At 71.5% G+C, this 17690-nt stretch carries 16 protein-coding genes, 1 pseudogene and 1 riboswitch; of the genes and pseudogenes, 9 read left to right on the top strand and 8 right to left on the bottom strand.

The annotated features are described in order from the left end of the window. Nucleotides 1-41 precede the first annotated feature (41 nt). On the bottom strand, nucleotides 42-755 hold the full coding sequence (locus tag IF88_RS0111330) for a M50 family metallopeptidase (protein WP_030709914.1): 714 nt from the start codon (nucleotides 753-755) through the stop codon (nucleotides 42-44). Between the two features lie 53 nt (nucleotides 756-808). Here IF88_RS0111330 and IF88_RS0111325 point away from each other — a divergent pair, with 53 nt between their 5' ends. From IF88_RS0111325 to def, 8 genes and pseudogenes are all read left to right on the top strand, one after another. Continuing rightward, the gene (locus tag IF88_RS0111325) at nucleotides 809-1627 is read left to right on the top strand and encodes an SOS response-associated peptidase (protein WP_030709913.1); all 819 of its coding nucleotides are present in this window, start codon (nucleotides 809-811) and stop codon (nucleotides 1625-1627) included. A 25-nt stretch (nucleotides 1628-1652) separates the two neighbouring features. Beyond that, a complete protein-coding gene (locus IF88_RS0111320) occupies nucleotides 1653-2297 on the top strand; it encodes an alpha/beta family hydrolase (RefSeq protein WP_030709912.1) in 645 nt (214 codons plus the stop codon). Between the two features lie 288 nt (nucleotides 2298-2585). Beyond that, nucleotides 2586-3230 carry a sigma-70 family RNA polymerase sigma factor gene (locus IF88_RS0111315; protein ID WP_030709911.1) on the top strand — a complete coding sequence of 215 codons (645 nt, stop codon included), beginning with the start codon at nucleotides 2586-2588 and terminating at the stop codon, nucleotides 3228-3230. Then, nucleotides 3227-3532 (top strand): mycothiol system anti-sigma-R factor, encoded by a 306-nt coding sequence (gene rsrA / locus IF88_RS0111310; RefSeq protein WP_030709910.1) that lies wholly within the window; start codon nucleotides 3227-3229, stop codon nucleotides 3530-3532. Before IF88_RS0111315 ends, rsrA begins: the two co-directional genes overlap by 4 nt. Nucleotides 3533-3723: 191 nt before the next feature. After that, nucleotides 3724-5136 (top strand): annotated as a pseudogene (locus tag IF88_RS0111305) (HD-GYP domain-containing protein); the annotation flags it as partial. A gap of 227 nt (nucleotides 5137-5363) precedes the next feature. Beyond that, nucleotides 5364-6626 (top strand): HD-GYP domain-containing protein, encoded by a 1263-nt coding sequence (locus IF88_RS0111300; protein WP_030709906.1) that lies wholly within the window; start codon nucleotides 5364-5366, stop codon nucleotides 6624-6626. A gap of 120 nt (nucleotides 6627-6746) precedes the next feature. Beyond that, nucleotides 6747-7742: a tetratricopeptide repeat protein gene (locus IF88_RS0111295; RefSeq protein WP_030709904.1), complete on the top strand. Its 996-nt coding sequence runs from the start codon at nucleotides 6747-6749 to the stop codon at nucleotides 7740-7742. A gap of 82 nt (nucleotides 7743-7824) precedes the next feature. Then, nucleotides 7825-8466, top strand: a complete 642-nt coding sequence (def, locus tag IF88_RS0111290; protein ID WP_030709902.1) for a peptide deformylase — start codon at nucleotides 7825-7827, stop codon at nucleotides 8464-8466. A gap of 13 nt (nucleotides 8467-8479) precedes the next feature. Here def and IF88_RS0111285 read toward each other — a convergent pair whose 3' ends face one another. Next, complete coding sequence (locus IF88_RS0111285; protein WP_030709900.1) at nucleotides 8480-9445, bottom strand: helix-turn-helix domain-containing protein; 966 nt, start codon at nucleotides 9443-9445, stop codon at nucleotides 8480-8482. Between the two features lie 81 nt (nucleotides 9446-9526). Here IF88_RS0111285 and IF88_RS40200 point away from each other — a divergent pair, with 81 nt between their 5' ends. Next, nucleotides 9527-9751, top strand: coding sequence for a hypothetical protein (locus tag IF88_RS40200; RefSeq protein WP_037805704.1), 225 nt, complete (start codon nucleotides 9527-9529; stop codon nucleotides 9749-9751). A gap of 153 nt (nucleotides 9752-9904) precedes the next feature. Here IF88_RS40200 and IF88_RS0111275 read toward each other — a convergent pair whose 3' ends face one another. The 6 genes from IF88_RS0111275 to IF88_RS0111250 form a co-directional block, all read right to left on the bottom strand. Beyond that, entirely contained in the window at nucleotides 9905-10921 is a 1017-nt protein-coding gene (locus tag IF88_RS0111275) for a ribonucleotide-diphosphate reductase subunit beta (protein ID WP_030709898.1), read from the bottom strand. After that, the gene (locus IF88_RS0111270; protein ID WP_030709896.1) at nucleotides 10921-13314 is read right to left on the bottom strand and encodes a ribonucleoside-diphosphate reductase subunit alpha; all 2394 of its coding nucleotides are present in this window, start codon (nucleotides 13312-13314) and stop codon (nucleotides 10921-10923) included. Before IF88_RS0111270 ends, IF88_RS0111275 begins: the two co-directional genes overlap by 1 nt. Before the next feature lie 144 nt (nucleotides 13315-13458). Continuing rightward, a riboswitch (cobalamin riboswitch) is annotated at nucleotides 13459-13590 on the bottom strand. A 41-nt stretch (nucleotides 13591-13631) separates the two neighbouring features. After that, nucleotides 13632-14129 (bottom strand): GNAT family N-acetyltransferase, encoded by a 498-nt coding sequence (locus IF88_RS0111265; RefSeq protein WP_030709894.1) that lies wholly within the window; start codon nucleotides 14127-14129, stop codon nucleotides 13632-13634. Nucleotides 14130-14228: 99 nt separating this feature from the next. After that, on the bottom strand, nucleotides 14229-14426 hold the full coding sequence (locus IF88_RS0111260) for a YbdD/YjiX family protein (protein WP_030709892.1): 198 nt from the start codon (nucleotides 14424-14426) through the stop codon (nucleotides 14229-14231). Next, a complete protein-coding gene (locus IF88_RS0111255) occupies nucleotides 14423-16666 on the bottom strand; it encodes a carbon starvation CstA family protein (protein ID WP_420710936.1) in 2244 nt (747 codons plus the stop codon). Before IF88_RS0111255 ends, IF88_RS0111260 begins: the two co-directional genes overlap by 4 nt. 139 nt (nucleotides 16667-16805) lie before the next feature. After that, complete coding sequence (locus IF88_RS0111250; RefSeq protein ID WP_030709888.1) at nucleotides 16806-17570, bottom strand: GntR family transcriptional regulator; 765 nt, start codon at nucleotides 17568-17570, stop codon at nucleotides 16806-16808. Nucleotides 17571-17690: the final 120 nt, after the last annotated feature.

Below are 17690 nucleotides of genomic sequence, written 5' to 3'. Positions count from 1 at the left end.
CCGGCACCAGATCTTGATCGCGGTCCGGTCTCAGGGGGTGGTCACAGGGCGAGCAGCCACCGGCCGCCGCCGATCAGCGAGCACAGGGCGACGACGTGGAAGAACAGCAGCCACACCACCGGATGCAGGTGGGTGAGCCGGCCCAGCTGATCGGCATCGGAATCCGGGGCTCCGCCGTTCCTGCGCTTGGCCCCCAGCTCGAAGACCGGACGCACCCCGCCGAGCAGCAGGAACCACACCACCAGATAGGCGAAGCCGGCTTGCACTTCGGCCGGGGTCAGCCAGGACACCAGGAGGAAGGCCCCGCCGGTCAGCACCACGGTCAGCGCCCCGTACGCGTTCCGGATCATCATCAGCATCGCCACCAGCAGGACGGTGGCCGCCCACAGCAGCAGCGTGATCCGGTGCGCGGAGAGGAGTGCCGCCCCGCCGAGCCCGAGCAGCGAGGGTGCCGTGTACCCGCCGGCGGCGGTCAGGATCATTCCGAGCCCGGTCGGCTTGCCCCGGCTGACGGTGACCCCGCTCGTGTCGGAGTGCAGCCGTATCCCGCTCAGGCGCCGCCCGGTCAGCAGCGCCAGCAGACCGTGCCCGCCCTCGTGCGCGATCGTGATGGCGTTGCGCGAGAGCCGCCACAACGGGCGGGGACCGACGGCGGCCAGCGCGACCAGGCCGGTCACGATCACCAGCCACCGGTCGGGCGGGGTCTGTATGCCCGTGAGCCGGTCCCACAGGCCGGCCGTCGTGCTGCTGTCCATGAGGTGGCGGACTCCTTGCGGTGGTGTCTGGGTGACATGGCAGTGTGGCAGCCATGTGCGGACGGTATGCGGCGAGTCGTAAGCCCGAGGACCTCGTGGAGGCCTTCGGCATCGAGAAGTGGGAGCCGGAGGAGGCACTGGCCCCCGACTGGAACGTGGCGCCGACGAAAGAGGTCCACGTCGTCCTCGACCGCCCACTGAAGGACGCTTCGCACCCGCGTCCGGTTCGCCAGCTGCGCACCCTGAAATGGGGCCTGGTCCCCTCCTGGGCGCAGAACCCCGACGGCGCCGCCCGGATGATCAACGCCCGGTCCGAGACCCTGCACGAGAAGCCGTCCTTCCGGCGGCCCTTCGCGCAGCGCCGCTGCATCGTCCCCGCCGACGGCTACTACGAGTGGGTCACGGCCCACGACGAGCGGCAGCTGGAGGTGGAGGGGAAGAAGAAGCGGGCCCGCAAGCAGCCCTACTTCGTGCTCCCCTCCGACGGCTCCGTCTTCGCCATGGCCGGGATATACGAGTTCTGGCGCGACCGGACCCTGCCCGACGAGCACCCGCTCGCCTGGTGGGTCACCTGCTCGGTGATCACCACCGAGGCCGAGACCACCCTCCTGGGCGTGGCCCCGGCCGATGGGCCGCGCTCGCTCTCCGAGATCCACCCGCGGATGCCGCTGATGCTCACCCCGGACCGCTGGGACGCCTGGCTGGACCCCGCGAACACCGACACCGAGGGCTCCCTGCGGGAACTGCTGGCGCCGCCGCCGGGCGGTCTGATGCGGGCCTACCCGGTGTCCACCGCCGTCAGCAACGTCCGCAACAACGGGCCGGAGCTGCTCGACGAGCTGGCCGCCCCCGAAGAGGCAACCCTGTTCTAGGGCCGGGCCCGGGCAGGATGGGTGCATGACCACGCGTACCGAGAGCGTCGACACCCCGGCGGGCGGGGCCCGCATCACCTGGCACCCCGCCCGCGCGGCGAAGCTCGTGCTCGCCGTCAGCCACGGCGCCGGCGGCGGCATCGAGGCCCGCGACCTCCAGGCCCTGGCCGCCGCCCTGCCCGCCCGCGGGATCACGGTCGCGCTGGTCGAACAGCCATGGCGGGTCGCCGGGAAGAAGGTCGCCGCCGCGCCCAAGGTGCTGGACGAGGGGTGGCGCGCGCTGTGGCCCGCGCTCGCGAAGCCCGGGCTGCCGGTGGTCGCGGGCGGGCGCAGCGCCGGGGCCCGGGTGGCCTGCCGGACCGCCGTCGAGCTGGGCGCCGCCGGGGTGCTGGCGCTGGCGTTCCCGCTGCACCCGCCGGGCCGGCCGGAGAAGTCCCGCGCCGAGGAGCTCACCGGGGCCGGCCGGCCGACCCTGGTGGTCCAGGGCGGCCGGGACCCCTTCGGGCGGCCCGAGGAGTTCCCCGCGGGGGAGCACGAGCTGGTGGAGATCCCGTACGGCGATCACGCTTTCGCCGTGCCGAAGAAGGCGGACCTGACCCAGGACGAGGCCCTCGGGAAGATCACCGAGGCGGTCGGGCGATGGCTCCTGGCGCTCCCGGCCGGCGGCTAGCCCGGAGCGGCCCGCGGGAGCGGAAGGCCGAAAACCCTTCCGGTACGCGGGAATGCGCCGCCGGGCCCTTCTGTTGTCTCGGATGTCGGTACGTACGGGAACTTGTCGGAGGAGAGGGAGCGCATGACCCAGGTCATCAGTCAGAACCGTCGGCAGGCCGCTGACCTGGACTGGACGGTTCTTCCTGCCCCCAAGCGCAGTGCGCTTCGGGCGGCGGAGGGCCGGGATGGTCGACTATTCTCCGATTCGAGCGGGTCCGCTTTCGGAGCCGCCACGCAGTCGGAGGAGGTGGGTCCTGTCGCTGGGACCGACGAAGGCCACGCGGAGGAGACGACCCCGGAGCGCAACGCGCGCTTCGAGCGGGACGCCCTCGGCTACCTCGACCAGATGTACTCGGCCGCGCTGCGCATGACGCGCAACCCGGCCGACGCTGAGGACCTGGTCCAGGAGACGTACGCGAAGGCATACGCGTCCTTCCACCAGTTCCGCGAGGGCACCAACCTGAAGGCGTGGCTGTACCGCATCCTGACCAACACGTTCATCAACTCCTACCGCAAGAAGCAGCGCGAGCCCCAGCGCAGCGCCGCGGAGGAGATCGAGGACTGGCAGCTGGCGCGCGCCGAGTCGCACATGTCGACCGGACTGCGCTCCGCCGAGTCGCAGGCGCTCGACCACCTGCCCGACTCGGACGTGAAGGAAGCCCTGCAGGCCATTCCGGAGGAGTTCCGCATCGCGGTCTACCTTGCCGACGTAGAGGGCTTTGCGTACAAGGAGATCGCGGACATCATGGGTACACCCATCGGTACGGTCATGTCGCGACTGCACCGTGGCCGCCGTCAACTCCGCGGAATGCTGGAGGACTATGCCCGTGAGCGCGGGCTGGTTCCCGCGGGCGCGGGGGAGTCGAACGACCGGAAAGGCTCGGGCTCATGAGTTGCGGAGAGCCGCACGAGACAGAGTGCTCTGAGGTCCTGGACCACCTGTACGAGTTCCTTGATCAGGAAATGCCCGACAGTGACTGCACGAAGTTCGAGACCCACTTCGGCGAGTGCAATCCCTGTCTGGAGAAGTACGGCCTGGAACAGGCCGTGAAGAAGCTGGTGAAGCGCTGCTGCGGGTCGGACGACGTGCCGACCGACCTGCGGTCGAAGGTCATGGGCCGGATCGAGCTGATCCGCTCGGGGCAGGCGGTGCCCGATCACGACGTCACCGCCGACAATCCGACTACCGGCTGACCGGATCGGCAGCGCATTGAACAGCCGCCCCCGGAAGGGCACTTCGTTCACCCGAATGTGCTAATCCGGGGGCGTCCGCATGGCGCAATACGAAAATGTGGCCCCCGTCGCTCGGGGCCCCACTTATTCTCCCCATTCGGTACCGGTCCGCATCGGTACCCGGCCGGAACGGCCCAGGGGAGGAGAGCGCCATGCGGGTACTTCCGCCGGCGGCGCGCGGATACATCCTGTGCGTCGTCCTCGCGGCTGCGGCGTGCGTCACCCCGGCCCTCACGGATTCCGGTACGCCCTGGGCGGCCGCCGCCCTCCTCGCCGTGCTCTACCTCGGCTGCGAACTCGTCAAGACCTGCCCGCTGCGGGGCAACCGGGTGCCCGAGGGCATCGGCTCCTTCTTCCCCGTGGTGCTCGCCGCCGTCTTCCTGCTGCCGCCCGCCGCCGCCGCGCTCGTGGCGCTGCCCGGCGGATGCGCGGGGACCGTGACCGAGCGGCCCGCCCTGGTGCGCCGGATGTGGCACGGCGCGCAGCAGGCCATGGCCGCCTGGGCCGCCGGCCGGGCGTACGGGCTGCTGCGCGGTCCGGACTCCCTCGGCGGAGGGCCTTCCGTCGGGTCCGGGCCTCCCGGGTGGGTGGCCGACTTCCCCTACGCGATGCTCCCCGCGGCCGCCGCGGCCGTCGTCTTCTGCCTGGTGCTCACCGCCCTCGACGGCGGCGTCCTGGCCACCGCCGAACGCCGGCCCGCCGCCACCGCCTGGCGCGGACTGCTCACCCTCTCCCTCGCCCCGCACTGCGTCCACGGCCTTGCCGGACTGATGATGGCCGTCATGTGGCGCAGCCCGTACGGGCTCCCGGCCGCCCTCCTCGTCCTGCTGCCGATGTACATCTCCTGCTGGGTCTTCGCCCAGTACCACCGCGAGCGCTCCGCCCACCGGGCCACCATCCGCGCCCTCGTCCAGGCCGTCGACATCAAGGACCGCTACACGCGCGGGCACAGCGAGCGGGTCGGCCAGGCCTCCGCGATGATCGCCCGGGAGCTGGGCATGGCCGACGACAGGATGGAGGTCGTGCGGATCGCCGGGATCCTCCACGACGTCGGCAAACTGGGCGTCCCCACCCGGCTGCTGCGCAAGGACGGGCCGCTCACCCCGGAGGAACGCCGGATCATCGAGCTGCACCCCGAGTACGGGCACGAGATGGTGCGCGGCATCGGCTTCCTCGGCGAGGCCCGGTCCGCGATCCTGCACCACCACGAGCGGGTCGACGGCTCCGGCTACCCGTACGGGCTGACCGGCGAGCAGATCCCGGTACTGGCCCGCGTGGTGGCGGTGGCCGACGCCTTCGACGCGATGACCTCGACCCGCTCCTACAGCCGGGCCCGGCCGGTACCGGTGGCCCTGGCCGAGCTGGACCGGTGCGCGGGCGCCCAGTTCGACCCGGCGATGGTGCGGGCCCTGACGGGCGCCATCGGCCGGCACGGCTGGCACCCCGTGGTCACCTCCGACGATGACCTCCAGGTGATCAGCGGAAACGCTCCCGCCGGGGTTGCGGGTACCGGGGTGCCCGGGCCGGGGCCGTCCGTACCGCCCGGCCAGGGCCCGGGCCCGGCCGGGCCGGCTCCGCCTGCCGACCGGGTCCGGGCGGCGCCGGGCCCGCCCGGCAGGAACGGCGGCCCGCTTCCCGCGGGTGCCCGCACGGCCCGATCGGCCGCGCGGACGGCGCTGCCCGCCCTGCCCGCGCAGGACGCGCCGCTCGCCGGGGCCGACGGCCGGGGGAGCGACGCGCCGCCCACCGGTGGACGGCGCGGCCGCGATGCGGACGGCGCCGGGGCGGGCGGATGAGGACCGCTGCCGCGTGGACGGTGCGGGGGGCCGCGGCCGTGCTCACCGTCGTCGCCCTCGCGCACACCCTGTGGAACGGCGTCGTCGAGCCCGGCGCCGCACTCGCCTTCGGCGCGCTGATCGCCGTCGGCGAGCTCGCCCGCCGGGACCGGCAGGACGGCTCCGTCGACCGCCTGCCCGCGCCGCTCGGCTCCGCCGGCGCCCTCGCCTACGCCCTGCTCGGTGAGAACGCCGGCGAGCCCACCCGGCACGGGGTGCTCCAGATCGTCGCCGTCGTCGTCGCGGCGGCCCTCGCCGGGATCGTCCCGCACATCGCGCGGGGCCGCTGCCCGGCCCTCGACCACCTGTCCCGCCGGGTGCTCACCGTCACCTTCGCCGCCGTGTGTTTCCAGCCGCTCTACAACTCCGGCCGGCTGGAGGAACGGGTCGGCCAAGGCCCGTGGCTCGTCCTCTTCCTGCTCTGCCTGCTCGGCCTCACCGCCCTGTGCGAGGCCGTGCTCGCCGCAGCGCTGGCCGGGGCCCGCACCGGCTGGCCGTACGGTCCCCTGCTGCGCGACGAACTGCGCGCCCAGCTCGGCATCGGCGCGGCGATCTGTGCCGCCGGGGTCGTGATGGCGCTCGGCGCGGCCGTGGCCGGCCTGTGGGCCATACCCGTCTTCAGCGTGCCCCTGCTGCTGACCCAGCTGTCCTTCCACCGGATCACCGCGATCCGCACCACCTACCGCCAGACCATCACCTCCCTGGCCCGCGCCACCGAGATCGCCGGCTACACCCGGCCGGGCCACTCCCGCCGGGTCGCCGCCCTGAGCTGCGCCGTGGGCCGGGAGCTGGGCCTGTCGGAGCGGGAGCTCACGGTGCTGGAGTACGCCGCCCTGATGCACGACATCGGCCAGCTGTCCCTCGTCGACCCGGTTCCGGACGGGGCCACCGCCGAGCTGCCCGCCGCCGAGGCCCGCCGGATCGCCGGGCTGGGCGGGGAGGTGGCCCGGCAGACCGGGGTGCCCGCGGAGGTCGCCGTGGTGGTGGAGCGGCAGGCGGACCCGTACCGGGAGCAGCCCGTCCTGGCCCGCATCGTGCGTACGGTGAACGCGTACGACGACCTGGCCGGCGGGAGGCGTCACCCGGGCGGCTCACTGGCCGCCCTGGAACAGCTCCGGCTGGGCACCGGGCACGATTACCAGCCGGAGGTCGTGGAGTGCTTGGCGAGGGTTCTGGCCAGGGGTGGACGTGACAGAGTTGTTCCCGTCCGACCTGGGTAACCCATGGGTAATGAGCGGCCGTCCGAGCGGGCATGGTTGGATGCCAGTAAGAGTGTCCGCAAGGCTGCACCGTTGACCCCCGGCTACCGCCGGGAGGGTGCCCCCAGGCAGGCGGGAATCGTGAGGATCTTCGGGAAGGTACGGCATCGGCCCTCCGCCTCGTGGCGGCAGGCCACCGACCGCGCGTTCACGCTGATCGGCGACGGGCGGTACGAGGACGCGGGCGCGCTCCTGACCAGAGCGGCGGACCTGGAGCCCTGGCTGTCCGAGTCCTGGTTCAATCTGGCCCTGCTGCACAAGTTCCGGCACGACTGGGAGCAGGCACGGGCCGCGGGACTGCGCGCCGTGGCGCTGCTGGACCGCGAGACCGGCGCCCCGGACTGGTGGAACGTGGGCATCGCCGCGACCGCGCTCCAGGACTGGCCGCTGGCCCGCAGGGCCTGGCAGGCGTACGGGCTGAAGGTGCCCGGCGACGCGCACGGCGCGGGCGCCAAGGGCAGCGGCGAACCGGTCGGCATGGAGCTCGGCAGCGCGGCCGTACGGCTCTCGCCCGAGGGCGAGGCCGAGGTGGTCTGGGGCCGCCGGCTGGACCCGGCCCGGCTGGAGGTCCTGTCGATCCCGCTGCCCTCCTCGGGGCGGCGCTGGGGCGAGGTCGTGCTCCACGACGGGGTCCCGCACGGCGAGCGCGTCACGGCGGCCGGTCCCTCGTACCCCGTCTTCGACGAGATCGAGCTGTGGGCGCCGTCGCCGGTGCCGACGTGGGTGGTGCTGCTGGAGGCGGCCACCGAGGCGGACCGTGACGCGCTGGAGCAGCTGGCCTCGGACGCGGGCTTCGCCGCGGAGGACTGGTCCTCGTCGGTGCGGCTGCTGTGCCGGACCTGCTCGGAGAGCGAGATGCCCAGCGACGAGGGCGACGGCGAGCACCTGGACCCGCACGACCACAGCGAGCCGGGGCATCCCGGACCGCTGGGGCACCGCACCGCCGGCTCCCTGTGGGTGCCCGAGCGCGAATGCGGGATCGCGGCGCCGCCCGGGCTGGTGCGCGGACTGCTCGACGGCTGGGTCGCGGACAGCCCGGGCACCCGCGAGTGGCGGGATCTCGAAGAAGTCTGCTGAGCAGGGCCGTAGGCTGTACGGGCACATCGGTGGCCATTGGCGACCACCGGTGACTTGGACTTACGGAAGGCGTACGGCGGACATGTCGCAGCAGGAGAACGAGGTAGTCGGCGTCGAGGTCGTGAACGACGGGTACGTCGTGGACACGGAGGACTGTGCCGAGCGCGAGCTCGCCCACCGTGAGCGCGGCACCGCCCGCCCGATCACCGTCGTCGGCAACCCGGTCCTGCACCGCGAGTGCAAGGACGTCACCGAGTTCGGCGAAGAGCTGGCGCAGCTGATCGACGACATGTTCGCCAGCCAGAAGGCCGCCGAGGGCGTGGGCCTGGCCGCGAACCAGATCGGTGTGGACGCCAAGGTCTTCGTCTACGACTGCCCGGACGACGACGGTGTGCGGCACACCGGTGTCGTGGTCAACCCGAAGCTCGTCGAGCTGCCCGCCGACACCCGGGTGCTGGACGACTCGAACGAGGGCTGCCTGTCGGTCCCGACCGCCTACGCCTCGCTGGCCCGCCCGGACTACGCCGAGGTGGAGGGCCAGGACGCCCAGGGCAACCCGATCAAGGTGCGCGGCACCGGCTACTTCGCCCGCTGCCTCCAGCACGAGACCGATCACCTGTACGGCTACCTCTACATCGACCGCCTCTCGAAGCGGGACCGCAAGGACGCCCTGCGGCAGATGGAAGAGGGCACCCCGCGCTACGAGACCGTCCCGAACGCGTAGCCCCTACGGCCCGCTAGGCCGCCTGCGGGCCCCGGAAGGCGCGCCGGAAGGAATTCGGCGTGGTGCCCAGGGTCCGCAGGAAGTGGTGGCGCAGCGCGGCCGCGTTGCCGAAGCCGCAGCGGCCGGCGATCGCGTCCACCGTCTCGTCGGTCGCCTCCAGCAGCTCCTGCGCGAGCAGGACCCGCTGGCGAAGCACCCACTTGTACGGGGTGGTGCCGGTCTCCTGGAGGAAGCGGCGGGCGAAGGTGCGCGGTGACATGTGCGCGCGCGCCGCGAGCTGCTCGACGGTGATCTCCTCGTCCAGGTGGCGGGCCATCCACTCGATCACCTCGCCGACGGTGTCGCAGGAGGTGCGCGGCAGCGGCCGCTCGATGTACTGGGCCTGCCCGCCGTCCCGGTGGGGAGGTACGACCATCCGCCGCGCGATGGTGTTGGCCACCTCCGCCCCGTGCTCCTGGCGGACGAGGTGCAGGCAGGCGTCGATGCCGGAGGCGGTGCCGGCGGAGGTGATCACCGGGCCCGCGTCGACGTAGAGCACGTCCGGGTCGACCAGGGCCCGCGGGAAGCGCCGGGCCAGCGTCGCGGCGTGCATCCAGTGCGTGGTGCAGTGCCGGCCGTCCAGCAGCCCCGCCGCCCCGAGCACGTACGCCCCGCTGCACACGCTGAGCACCCGCGCTCCCCGGTCCACCCCGCGGCGCAGCGCCTCCATGAGCGCTTCCGGGTACACGCGGGTGCCCGCGTCCCGGAAGGCGGGCACGCAGATCAGGTCGGCGCTCTCCAGCCGCTCCAGCCCGTGTTCCGGGGAGACCGTGAAACCGGTACCGGACATGGTCAGGGGGCCTTCCTCCGCCGCGCAGACGGCGAAGTCGTACACCGGCAGCCCGTGGTCGCTGCGGTCGATTCCGAAGACTTCGCAGAAGATCCCGAACTCGAAGGCGGCGATCTCGTCGAGGAGGGCCACGGCCACGTTGGTCAGCATGCCTCCAGTGTGGCAGTAATTCGTTCTTTCATGACAGTCCTGCCACTGTGCGAGTTTTCCCAGCGGGAGGAAAGTAGAGACATGAACACGTTCCTGAGCTACCTCACCGTCCTCGCCGTCGCCGCCCTGGTGCTCGCCCCCAGCCTGTACGGGGTCCTGCGCGACCGGCGGATCGACCGCCAGCTACGGGCCGTCGAGAGCCGGCTCGTGTGGCTGCCCCGCCAGAAGGCGGGCGGCATGCCGCCGACCGTCCGCCGGCCCCGCGCCCGGCACGCCGGAATGCACTGGGGCCCCGTCGCCCACTGAGCGGGGGCGACCGCGCACACGGGAAGCCGGACGATCGGGCGCCGGAAACGCGAGAAGCCGGGACGCGGTGGTGAACCGCATCCCGGCTTCGCGGCGTTCACCGCGTCCCGGCCCGTGGGGCCGCAGGACCCTCAGAAGTCCTCTGGAAGTCCTCTAGAAGTCCTCGTCCAGGTCGACCGTGCCCTCGACCGCGACCTGGTAGGCCGACGGACGACGCTCGAAGAAGTTCGTCAGCTCCTGGACACCCTGGAGCTCCATGAAGGAGAACGGGTTCTGCGAGCCGTACACCGGCGCGAAGCCGAGGCGGACCAGACGCTGGTCCGCGACGCACTCCAGGTACTCGCGCATCGACTCGGTGTTCATGCCCGGCAGGCCGTCGCCGCACAGGTCGCGGCCGAACTGCAGCTCCGCCTCCACGGCCTCCTTGAGCATGTCGGTGACCTGCTGCTGGAGGGCGTCGTCGAAAAGCTCCGGCTCCTCCTTGCGGACCGTGTCCACGACCTCGAAGGCGAAGTTCATGTGCATGGTCTCGTCACGGAACACCCAGTTGGTGCCGGTGGCCAGGCCGTGCAGCAGGCCGCGCGAGCGGAACCAGTACACGTACGCGAAGGCGCCGTAGAAGAACAGGCCCTCGATGCACGCGGCGAAGCAGATCAGGTTCAGCAGGAAGCGGCGGCGGTCGGCCTGCGTCTCCAGCCGGTCGATCTTCTCGACCGAGTCCATCCACTTGAAGCAGAACTGCGCCTTCTCGCGGATGGAGGGGATCTCCTCGACCGCGTCGAACGCGGCCGCCCGGTCGTCCGGGTCGGGCAGGTAGGTGTCGAGCAGCGTCAGGTAGAACTGGACGTGCACGGCCTCCTCGAACAGCTGGCGCGACAGGTACAGGCGCGCCTCCGGGGAGTTGATGTGCTTGTAGAGCGTCAGCACCAGGTTGTTCGAGACGATCGAGTCGCCCGTCGCGAAGAACGCGACCAGACGGCCGATCATGTGCTGCTCGGCCGGCGTCAGCTTCGCGAGGTCCGCGACGTCCGAGTGGAGGTCGACCTCCTCCACCGTCCACGTGTTCTTGATCGCGTCCCGGTAGCGCTCGTAGAAGTCGGGGTAGCGCATCGGGCGGAGCGTGAGCTCGAAGCCCGGGTCCAGGAGGTTCTTGTCGTCGTTGGAGCTCATTACTGGCAGGCCTCGCAGGACTCGGGGTTCTCAAGGGAGCAGGCCAGAGCGTCGGCGTCGACGGCCTGCGGGAGCGGGGTGGCGGCCGCCGGGACGGCGGACGCGGACGCGGCACGGGCGATCTTCGTCGCGGGGCGCGAGCGCAGGTAGTAGGTGGTCTTCAGGCCCTGCTTCCAGGCGTACGCGTACATCGAGCTGAGCTTGCCGATGGTGGGCGTCTCCAGGAACAGGTTCAGCGACTGCGACTGGTCCAGGAACGGCGTACGGGCCGCCGCCATGTCGATCAGACCGCGCTGCGGGATCTCCCACGCCGTGCGGTACAGCTCGCGGACCTCCGCCGGGATCCAGCCGAAGCCCTGGACCGAGCCGGAGGACTCGCGCAGCGCCTCGCGGGTCTGGGCGTCCCACACGCCGAGCGCCTTCAGCTCCTCCACCAGGTAGCCGTTCACCTGGAGGAACTCACCGCTGAGCGTCTCGCGCTTGAAGAGGTTGGAGACCTGCGGCTCGATGCACTCGTACACGCCGGCGATCGAGGCGATCGTGGCCGTCGGGGCGATGGCGAGGAGCAGCGAGTTGCGCATGCCGGACTTCGCGACGCGGGCGCGCAGCGCCTCCCAGCGCTCCGGCCAGTTCAGCTCGGTCTCGTAGTGGTCCGGGTGCAGGACGCCGCGCGCGGTGCGGGTCTGCTCCCAGGCCGGCAGCGGGCCACTGCGCTCGGCCAGGTCGCACGAGGCCTCGTACGCCGCGAGCATGATGCGCTCGGAGAGCTTGGTGGAGAGGGCCTTCGCCTCGGGGGAGTCGAAGGGCAGCCTCAGCTTGAAGAAGACGTCCTGGAGGCCCATGGCGCCCAGGCCCACCGGGCGCCAGCGGGCGTTGGAGCGGCCGGCCTGCTCGGTCGGGTAGAAGTTGATGTCCACCACGCGGTCGAGGAAGGTCACGGCGGTGCGGACGGTCTCGTCCAGCCGCTCCCAGTCGATCTCGCCCGTCTCCGTCAGCACGAACGCGCCGAGGTTGACCGAGCCGAGGTTGCAGACGGCCGTCTCGCCGTCGTTGGTGACCTCGATGATCTCGGTGCAGAGGTTGGAGGAGTGGACGACCGTGCCCGGCTCGGCGGTCTGGTTCGCCGTGCGGTTGGAGGCGTCCTTGAACGTCATCCAGCCCTGGCCGGTCTGCGCGAGGGTGCGCATCATCCGGCCGTACAGGTCGCGGGCGGGCATGGTCTTGCGGGCCAGTCCCTCGGCCTCGGCCTTGCGGTAGGCGGCGTCGAACTCGTCGCCCCACAGGTCGACCAGCTCGGGCACGTCGGCCGGGGAGAACAGCGACCACTCGGCGTCCGCGTTCACGCGCCGCATGAACTCGTCCGGGACCCAGTGGGCGAGGTTCAGGTTGTGCGTACGGCGCTGGTCCTCACCGGTGTTGTCGCGGAGCTCCAGGAACTCCTCGATGTCCGCGTGCCAGGTCTCCAGGTAGACGGCGGCGGCGCCCTTGCGCCGGCCGCCCTGGTTCACGGCGGCGACGGAGGCGTCGAGGGTCTTCAGGAACGGCACGATGCCGTTGGAGTGGCCGTTGGTGCCGCGGATCAGGGAACCGCGGGCGCGGATGCGGGAGTACGACAGGCCGATGCCGCCCGCGTGCTTCGACAGGCGCGCCACCTGGTGGTAGCGGTCGTAGATCGAGTCGAGCTCGTCCAGCGGGGAGTCCAGCAGGTAGCAGGAGGACATCTGCGGGTGCCGGGTGCCGGAGTTGAAGAGGGTGGGGGAGGAGGGCAGGTAGTCGAGGCGGCTCATCAGCCGGTACAGCGAGGCCACTTCCTCGACGGCCTGGACGCTCTCGTCCGCGGCGAGGCCACAGGCCACGCGGAGCATGAAGTACTGCGGGGTCTCGATGACCTGACGGGTGATCGGGTGGCGCAGCAGGTAGCGGCTGTGCAGGGTGCGCAGGCCGAAGAAGCCGAAGCGGTCGTCGGCGCCCTCGGCGAGGGTGTGCTCGACCAGCGCGTCCAGGCGGTTGGCGTGGGTCCGCACGAACTCGGCCGTGCGGTCGGCGATGAGGCCCTCGCGGTGGCCGACCTCGACGGAGGCGGAGAAGGAGGTGGAGCCCTGGCCCGCGGCCTCGTCGCGCACGGCCAGCGTCAGCAGCCGGGCGGCGAGCTTCGAGTACGCGGGGTCCTCGGAGATCAGACCGGCGGCGGCCTCGGTGGCGAGCCCCCGCAGTTCGGCCTCATCGGCGGCGGAGCTGCGGCCGCGGAGCGCGGAGGCGGCGACGCGGCCGGGGTCGGTGTCGGGGAGGTCCGCCGTAAGTTCGGTGAGGGTACGCAGCAGCGTGGCCCCCGGGCCCTCGGTGTTGTCGCCAGAAACGGACTCGGCGCGCGGTGCGGAAGGCGCGATGGTCACGGCGGGAGCTCTCCCTCGCTCGGCCCGGTCATCGGCGGAGCGGGGCGCGAGCGGGCGCATGCGGGCGTGGCAGGAACGCGTACACACCGCATGGCGTCCACCGGCCCAACCGCGAGGCCCGGACGTGTCGGCACCCGGATCGGTCGAGCCGGGCGCGCTGTCGGCAGGTCATCGGACTTGGTGTCCGGTGGCCGGACACTTCATACCGTTGCGGGACAGTTCCGGATTCACACCGGATTCCCCTGCGGGACAGCAGCCTTGAGCATACATGTGGGGGCGCCTCTGTGAGGCAACCCCCACATGTAGTGTCGGCGTGGCTACAGCTTGAGCCGATACGCCAGGAGTGTCAGGCCCGGAATGGGCGCCCAGTCCCGCTCCGGAACGCGTACGAAGCCCAGTCGCGCGTAGATCCGGTGGGCGCCGCTCATGCTGCGTTGGGTGGAGAGGACCATGCCGGACACGCCCTCGATCGCCCGCGCCCGCTCGACGCACGCCCGCACCAGAGCCTCGCCGGCGCCCTGGCCGCGCCCCGCGTGGGCCACGGCGAGCATCCGGAACTCCGCCTCGTCCGGGCCGGCGATGTCGGCGAGCGGGCTCCCGGGTGCGGCGAAGGTCACCCCGCCCAGGATCCGCCCCTCGCGCTCGGCGACGAGCACCTCGGCCAGGGCGGCCCGGCCGGCCACGTCGCGCAGCACGTTCAGGTACGCGTCGTCCTCGTTGAAGTCCAGATGCCCGTCGGCGAGATAGGCCTGCGCCGTGATCTCTCCCAGTTCCGTGTACTCGGCGGGCAGCGCCGTTCTGATCACCATGTCCATGCGGTCGAGTGTGCAGGACGGGTCAAGGACTGGGTGCGCTGAACAGGCCCGCAGGCCCCGCCGGAAGCATCCGGCGGGGCCTGCGGCGTGCGGGGCGGCTCAGCAGCAGCCGAAGCCCTCGCGGGGGTCCGCCTCGCGCGCGTCCGTACGGGCGCGTTCGAAGGCACGGCGGGTGAGGACCTCCGCGTCCGGGTCGTGGGAGCGGGCGTGGGCGACGTACCGGTCGTACGCCGCCTCCCCCGAGAACTCCCGTACGTAGAACCGGGCGCGGGCCAGCGCGCTCCGTACGGTGCTCACGCCACCGGCTCCTTGACGTGTCCGCCGCCCGAGTCGAGGCCCGCCGCGGCGAGCTCCGCCCGCTCCTCGACCGTCGGGATCAGCCCGGCCGGGGCGACGATCTTCGACTCGGTCCACGGGACCTCGGTGAGGGTCACCGACTCCGGCGCGCGGACGGCCTTCAGGCAGGTCCGGGCCGCGTCCAGGAGCACGATGACGATCAGCAGTGCGAAGAGGGCCGACAGCACGCCGTCCACCGTGGCGTTGGTGACCACGGTGTGCATCTCGTCCATGTTCTTCGCGGGCTTGAGCACCTTCCCGGCGTCGATGCCCTCCTGGTAGGTGCTGCGCTGCGCGAAGAAGCCGATCTTCGGGTTGTCGGAGAAGATCTTCTGGTAGCTGGCGGTGAGCGTCACGGCCACGTCCCAGACGAGCGGGACGGCCGTCACCCAGGCCCACTTGAGGCGGCCGGACTTGACCAGCAGGGTGGTGCAGACGGCCAGGGCGACCGCGGCGAGCAGCTGGTTCGCGATGCCGAACAGCGGGAACAGCTGGTTGATGCCGCCCAGCGGGTCCTTGATGCCCACCCACAGGAAGTAGCCCCAGGCGCCGACGACGATGGCGCTCGCCAGCCAGACGCCGGGCTTCCAGCTGACGTTCTTGAAGGGCTTGTGCAGGTTGCCGAGGGTGTCCTGGAGCATGAACCGGCCGACGCGGGTGCCCGCGTCGAGGGTGGTGAGGATGAACAGCGCCTCGAACATGATGGCGAAGTGATACCAGAAGGCCTTCATGCCGGCCCCGCCGATCACCGACGAGAAGATCTCCGACATTCCGAGTGCGAAGGTCGGAGCGCCACCCGTACGGGACAGCAGGCTGGCCTCCTCCACGTCCTTGGCGGCCTGGGTCAGGGCCTCGGGGGAGATGGCGAAGCCGAGGTTGGTGACCGCCTGCGAGGCCGACTCGACGGTGGTGCCGATGACCCCGCCGGGGGAGTTGACCGCGAAGAACAGGCCGGGCTCGATGATGCACGCCGCGATGATCGCCATGACGGCGACGAAGGACTCGGTCAGCATCGCGCCGTAGCCGATGACCCGGACCTGGGTCTCCTTCTGGATCATCTTCGGGGTGGTGCCCGAGGCGACCAGCGAGTGGAAGCCGGACAGGGCGCCGCACGCGATGGTGATGAAGACGAAGGGGAACATCGAGCCGGCGAAGACCGGGCCGTCGCCGCGCGAGGCGAAGTCCGTGACCGAGGGCATCTTCAGCATCGGCATCGCGATGACCACGCCCAGCGCGAGCAGCGCGATCGTGCCGATCTTCATGAAGGTGGAGAGGTAGTCGCGGGGTGCGAGCAGCATCCACACCGGCAGCACCGACGCGATGAAGCCGTACGCGACCATCCAGATGACCAGCGTCTCCTTCTCCAGCGTGAAGGTGTCCGCGAAGGAGGACTCGGCGACCCAGCCGCCCGCGATGATGGCGACCAGGAGCAGGGCGACACCGATGGTGGAGACCTCGGTGACCCGGCCCGGCCGCAGCACGCGCAGGTAGAAGCCCATGAAGAGGGCGATCGGGATGGTCATGCCGATGGAGAACACGCCCCAGGGGGAGTGCGCCAGGGCGTTGACGATGACCAGCGCGAGCACCGCCAGCAGAATGATCATGATGGCGAACACGGCGACCAGGGCGGCGGCTCCGCCGACGGGGCCGATCTCGTCCCGGGCCATCTGGCCGAGCGAGCGGCCGTCGCGCCGGGTGGAGAAGAACAGCGTGATCATGTCCTGCACGGCGCCGGCGAAGATGACGCCCGCGACGATCCAGATGGTGCCGGGCAGGTACCCCATCTGCGCGGCGAGCACCGGTCCGACGAGCGGGCCGGCGCCGGCGACGGCGGCGAAGTGGTGGCCGAAGAGCACCCGGCGGTCGGTGGGATGGAAGTCGACACCGTTGTCAAGGCGTTCGGCAGGGGTGGCCCGCGTCTTGTCCACCTTGAGCACGCGTTCCGCGATGAAGCGCGCGTAGAAGCGGTAGCCGATGGCGTACGAGCCCAGCGCGGCGGCGAGCAGCCACGCGGCCGAGATCTCCTCGCCGCGCGAGAGCGCCAGCACGCCCCAGCCGAGGGCGCCGACGAGTCCGACGAGCACCCACACGGCGATGGACTTCGGAGAGGGCGAGCCCGGTGTGGTGTCCGGACTCGCCGTGTTCCGTTCTGTCCCTGTTGCTTCCGGTTCAGGCATGACCCTCGTCCCCTCGTCGATCATCTGCGTAAGCGCAGGGAATCTACGGGGGATTACCCGGTGAACGTAAGACCCCGTCCGTATTCCGGTATTCGGGATGCCGGTGTGCGGGGACGGACGCCGGGGCGGGCGTCGGGCGGGCGCCGGAAGGAGGCTCCGGCCCTCAGACGGCGGGGCGCTTGAGCCGGGCGACGAACTTGTACCGGTCCCCGCGGTACACCGACCGCACCCACTCCACCGGTTCGCCGTCGGCGTCCAGGGAGTGCCGCGACAGCATCAGCATCGGCAGGCCGACGTCGGTGCCGAGCAGTCCGGCCTCGCGCGGGGTGGCCAGCGAGGTCTCGATCGTCTCCTCGGCCTCGGCCAGGTGGACGTCGTACACCTCGGCGAGGGCGGTGTAGAGGGAGGTGTACTTGGCGAGCGAGCGGCGCAGCGCGGGGAAGCGCTTGGCCGACAGGTGCGTGGTCTCGATGGCCATCGGCTCGCCGCTGGCCAGGCGCAGCCGCTCGATGCGCAGCACCCGTCCGCCGGTGGTGATCTTGAGCAGCCCGGCGAGGGTGTCGTCGGCCGTCACGTAGCCGATGTCGAGGAGCTGGGAGGTCGGTTCGAGACCCTGGGCCCGCATGTCCTCCGTGTACGAGGTGAGTTGCAGCGCCTGGGAGACCTTGGGCTTGGCGACGAAGGTGCCTTTGCCCTGGATCCGCTCCAGTCGTCCCTCTACGACCAGTTCCTGGAGGGCCTGCCGCACGGTGGTCCGCGAGGTGTCGAATTCGGCCGCGAGCGTGCGCTCCGGCGGGACCGGGGTGCCGGGTGGCAGGGTCTCGGTCATGTCGAGCAAGTGCCGCTTGAGTCGGTAGTACTTGGGAACACGCGCCGTGCGGGTGGCTGCCCCGCCGTCCGGCTCCGTGGTCGCCCCTTCGGTGGCCATCGCCGCCCGCCTTCCCGACTCCAGTTTCGCTGCCGTCACCGGCTCCTCCGATATGTGCGGTCACATGGTGACACGTAAGGGGGGACAGGCCTTCTCTCTGCCCAGGTGTCGGTCCGATAA

It is taken from the genome of Streptomyces sp. NRRL F-2580 (assembly GCF_000720115.1).
Taxonomy (GTDB): domain Bacteria; phylum Actinomycetota; class Actinomycetes; order Streptomycetales; family Streptomycetaceae; genus Streptomyces.
This window is presented reverse-complemented; position numbering and strand designations above follow the sequence as displayed.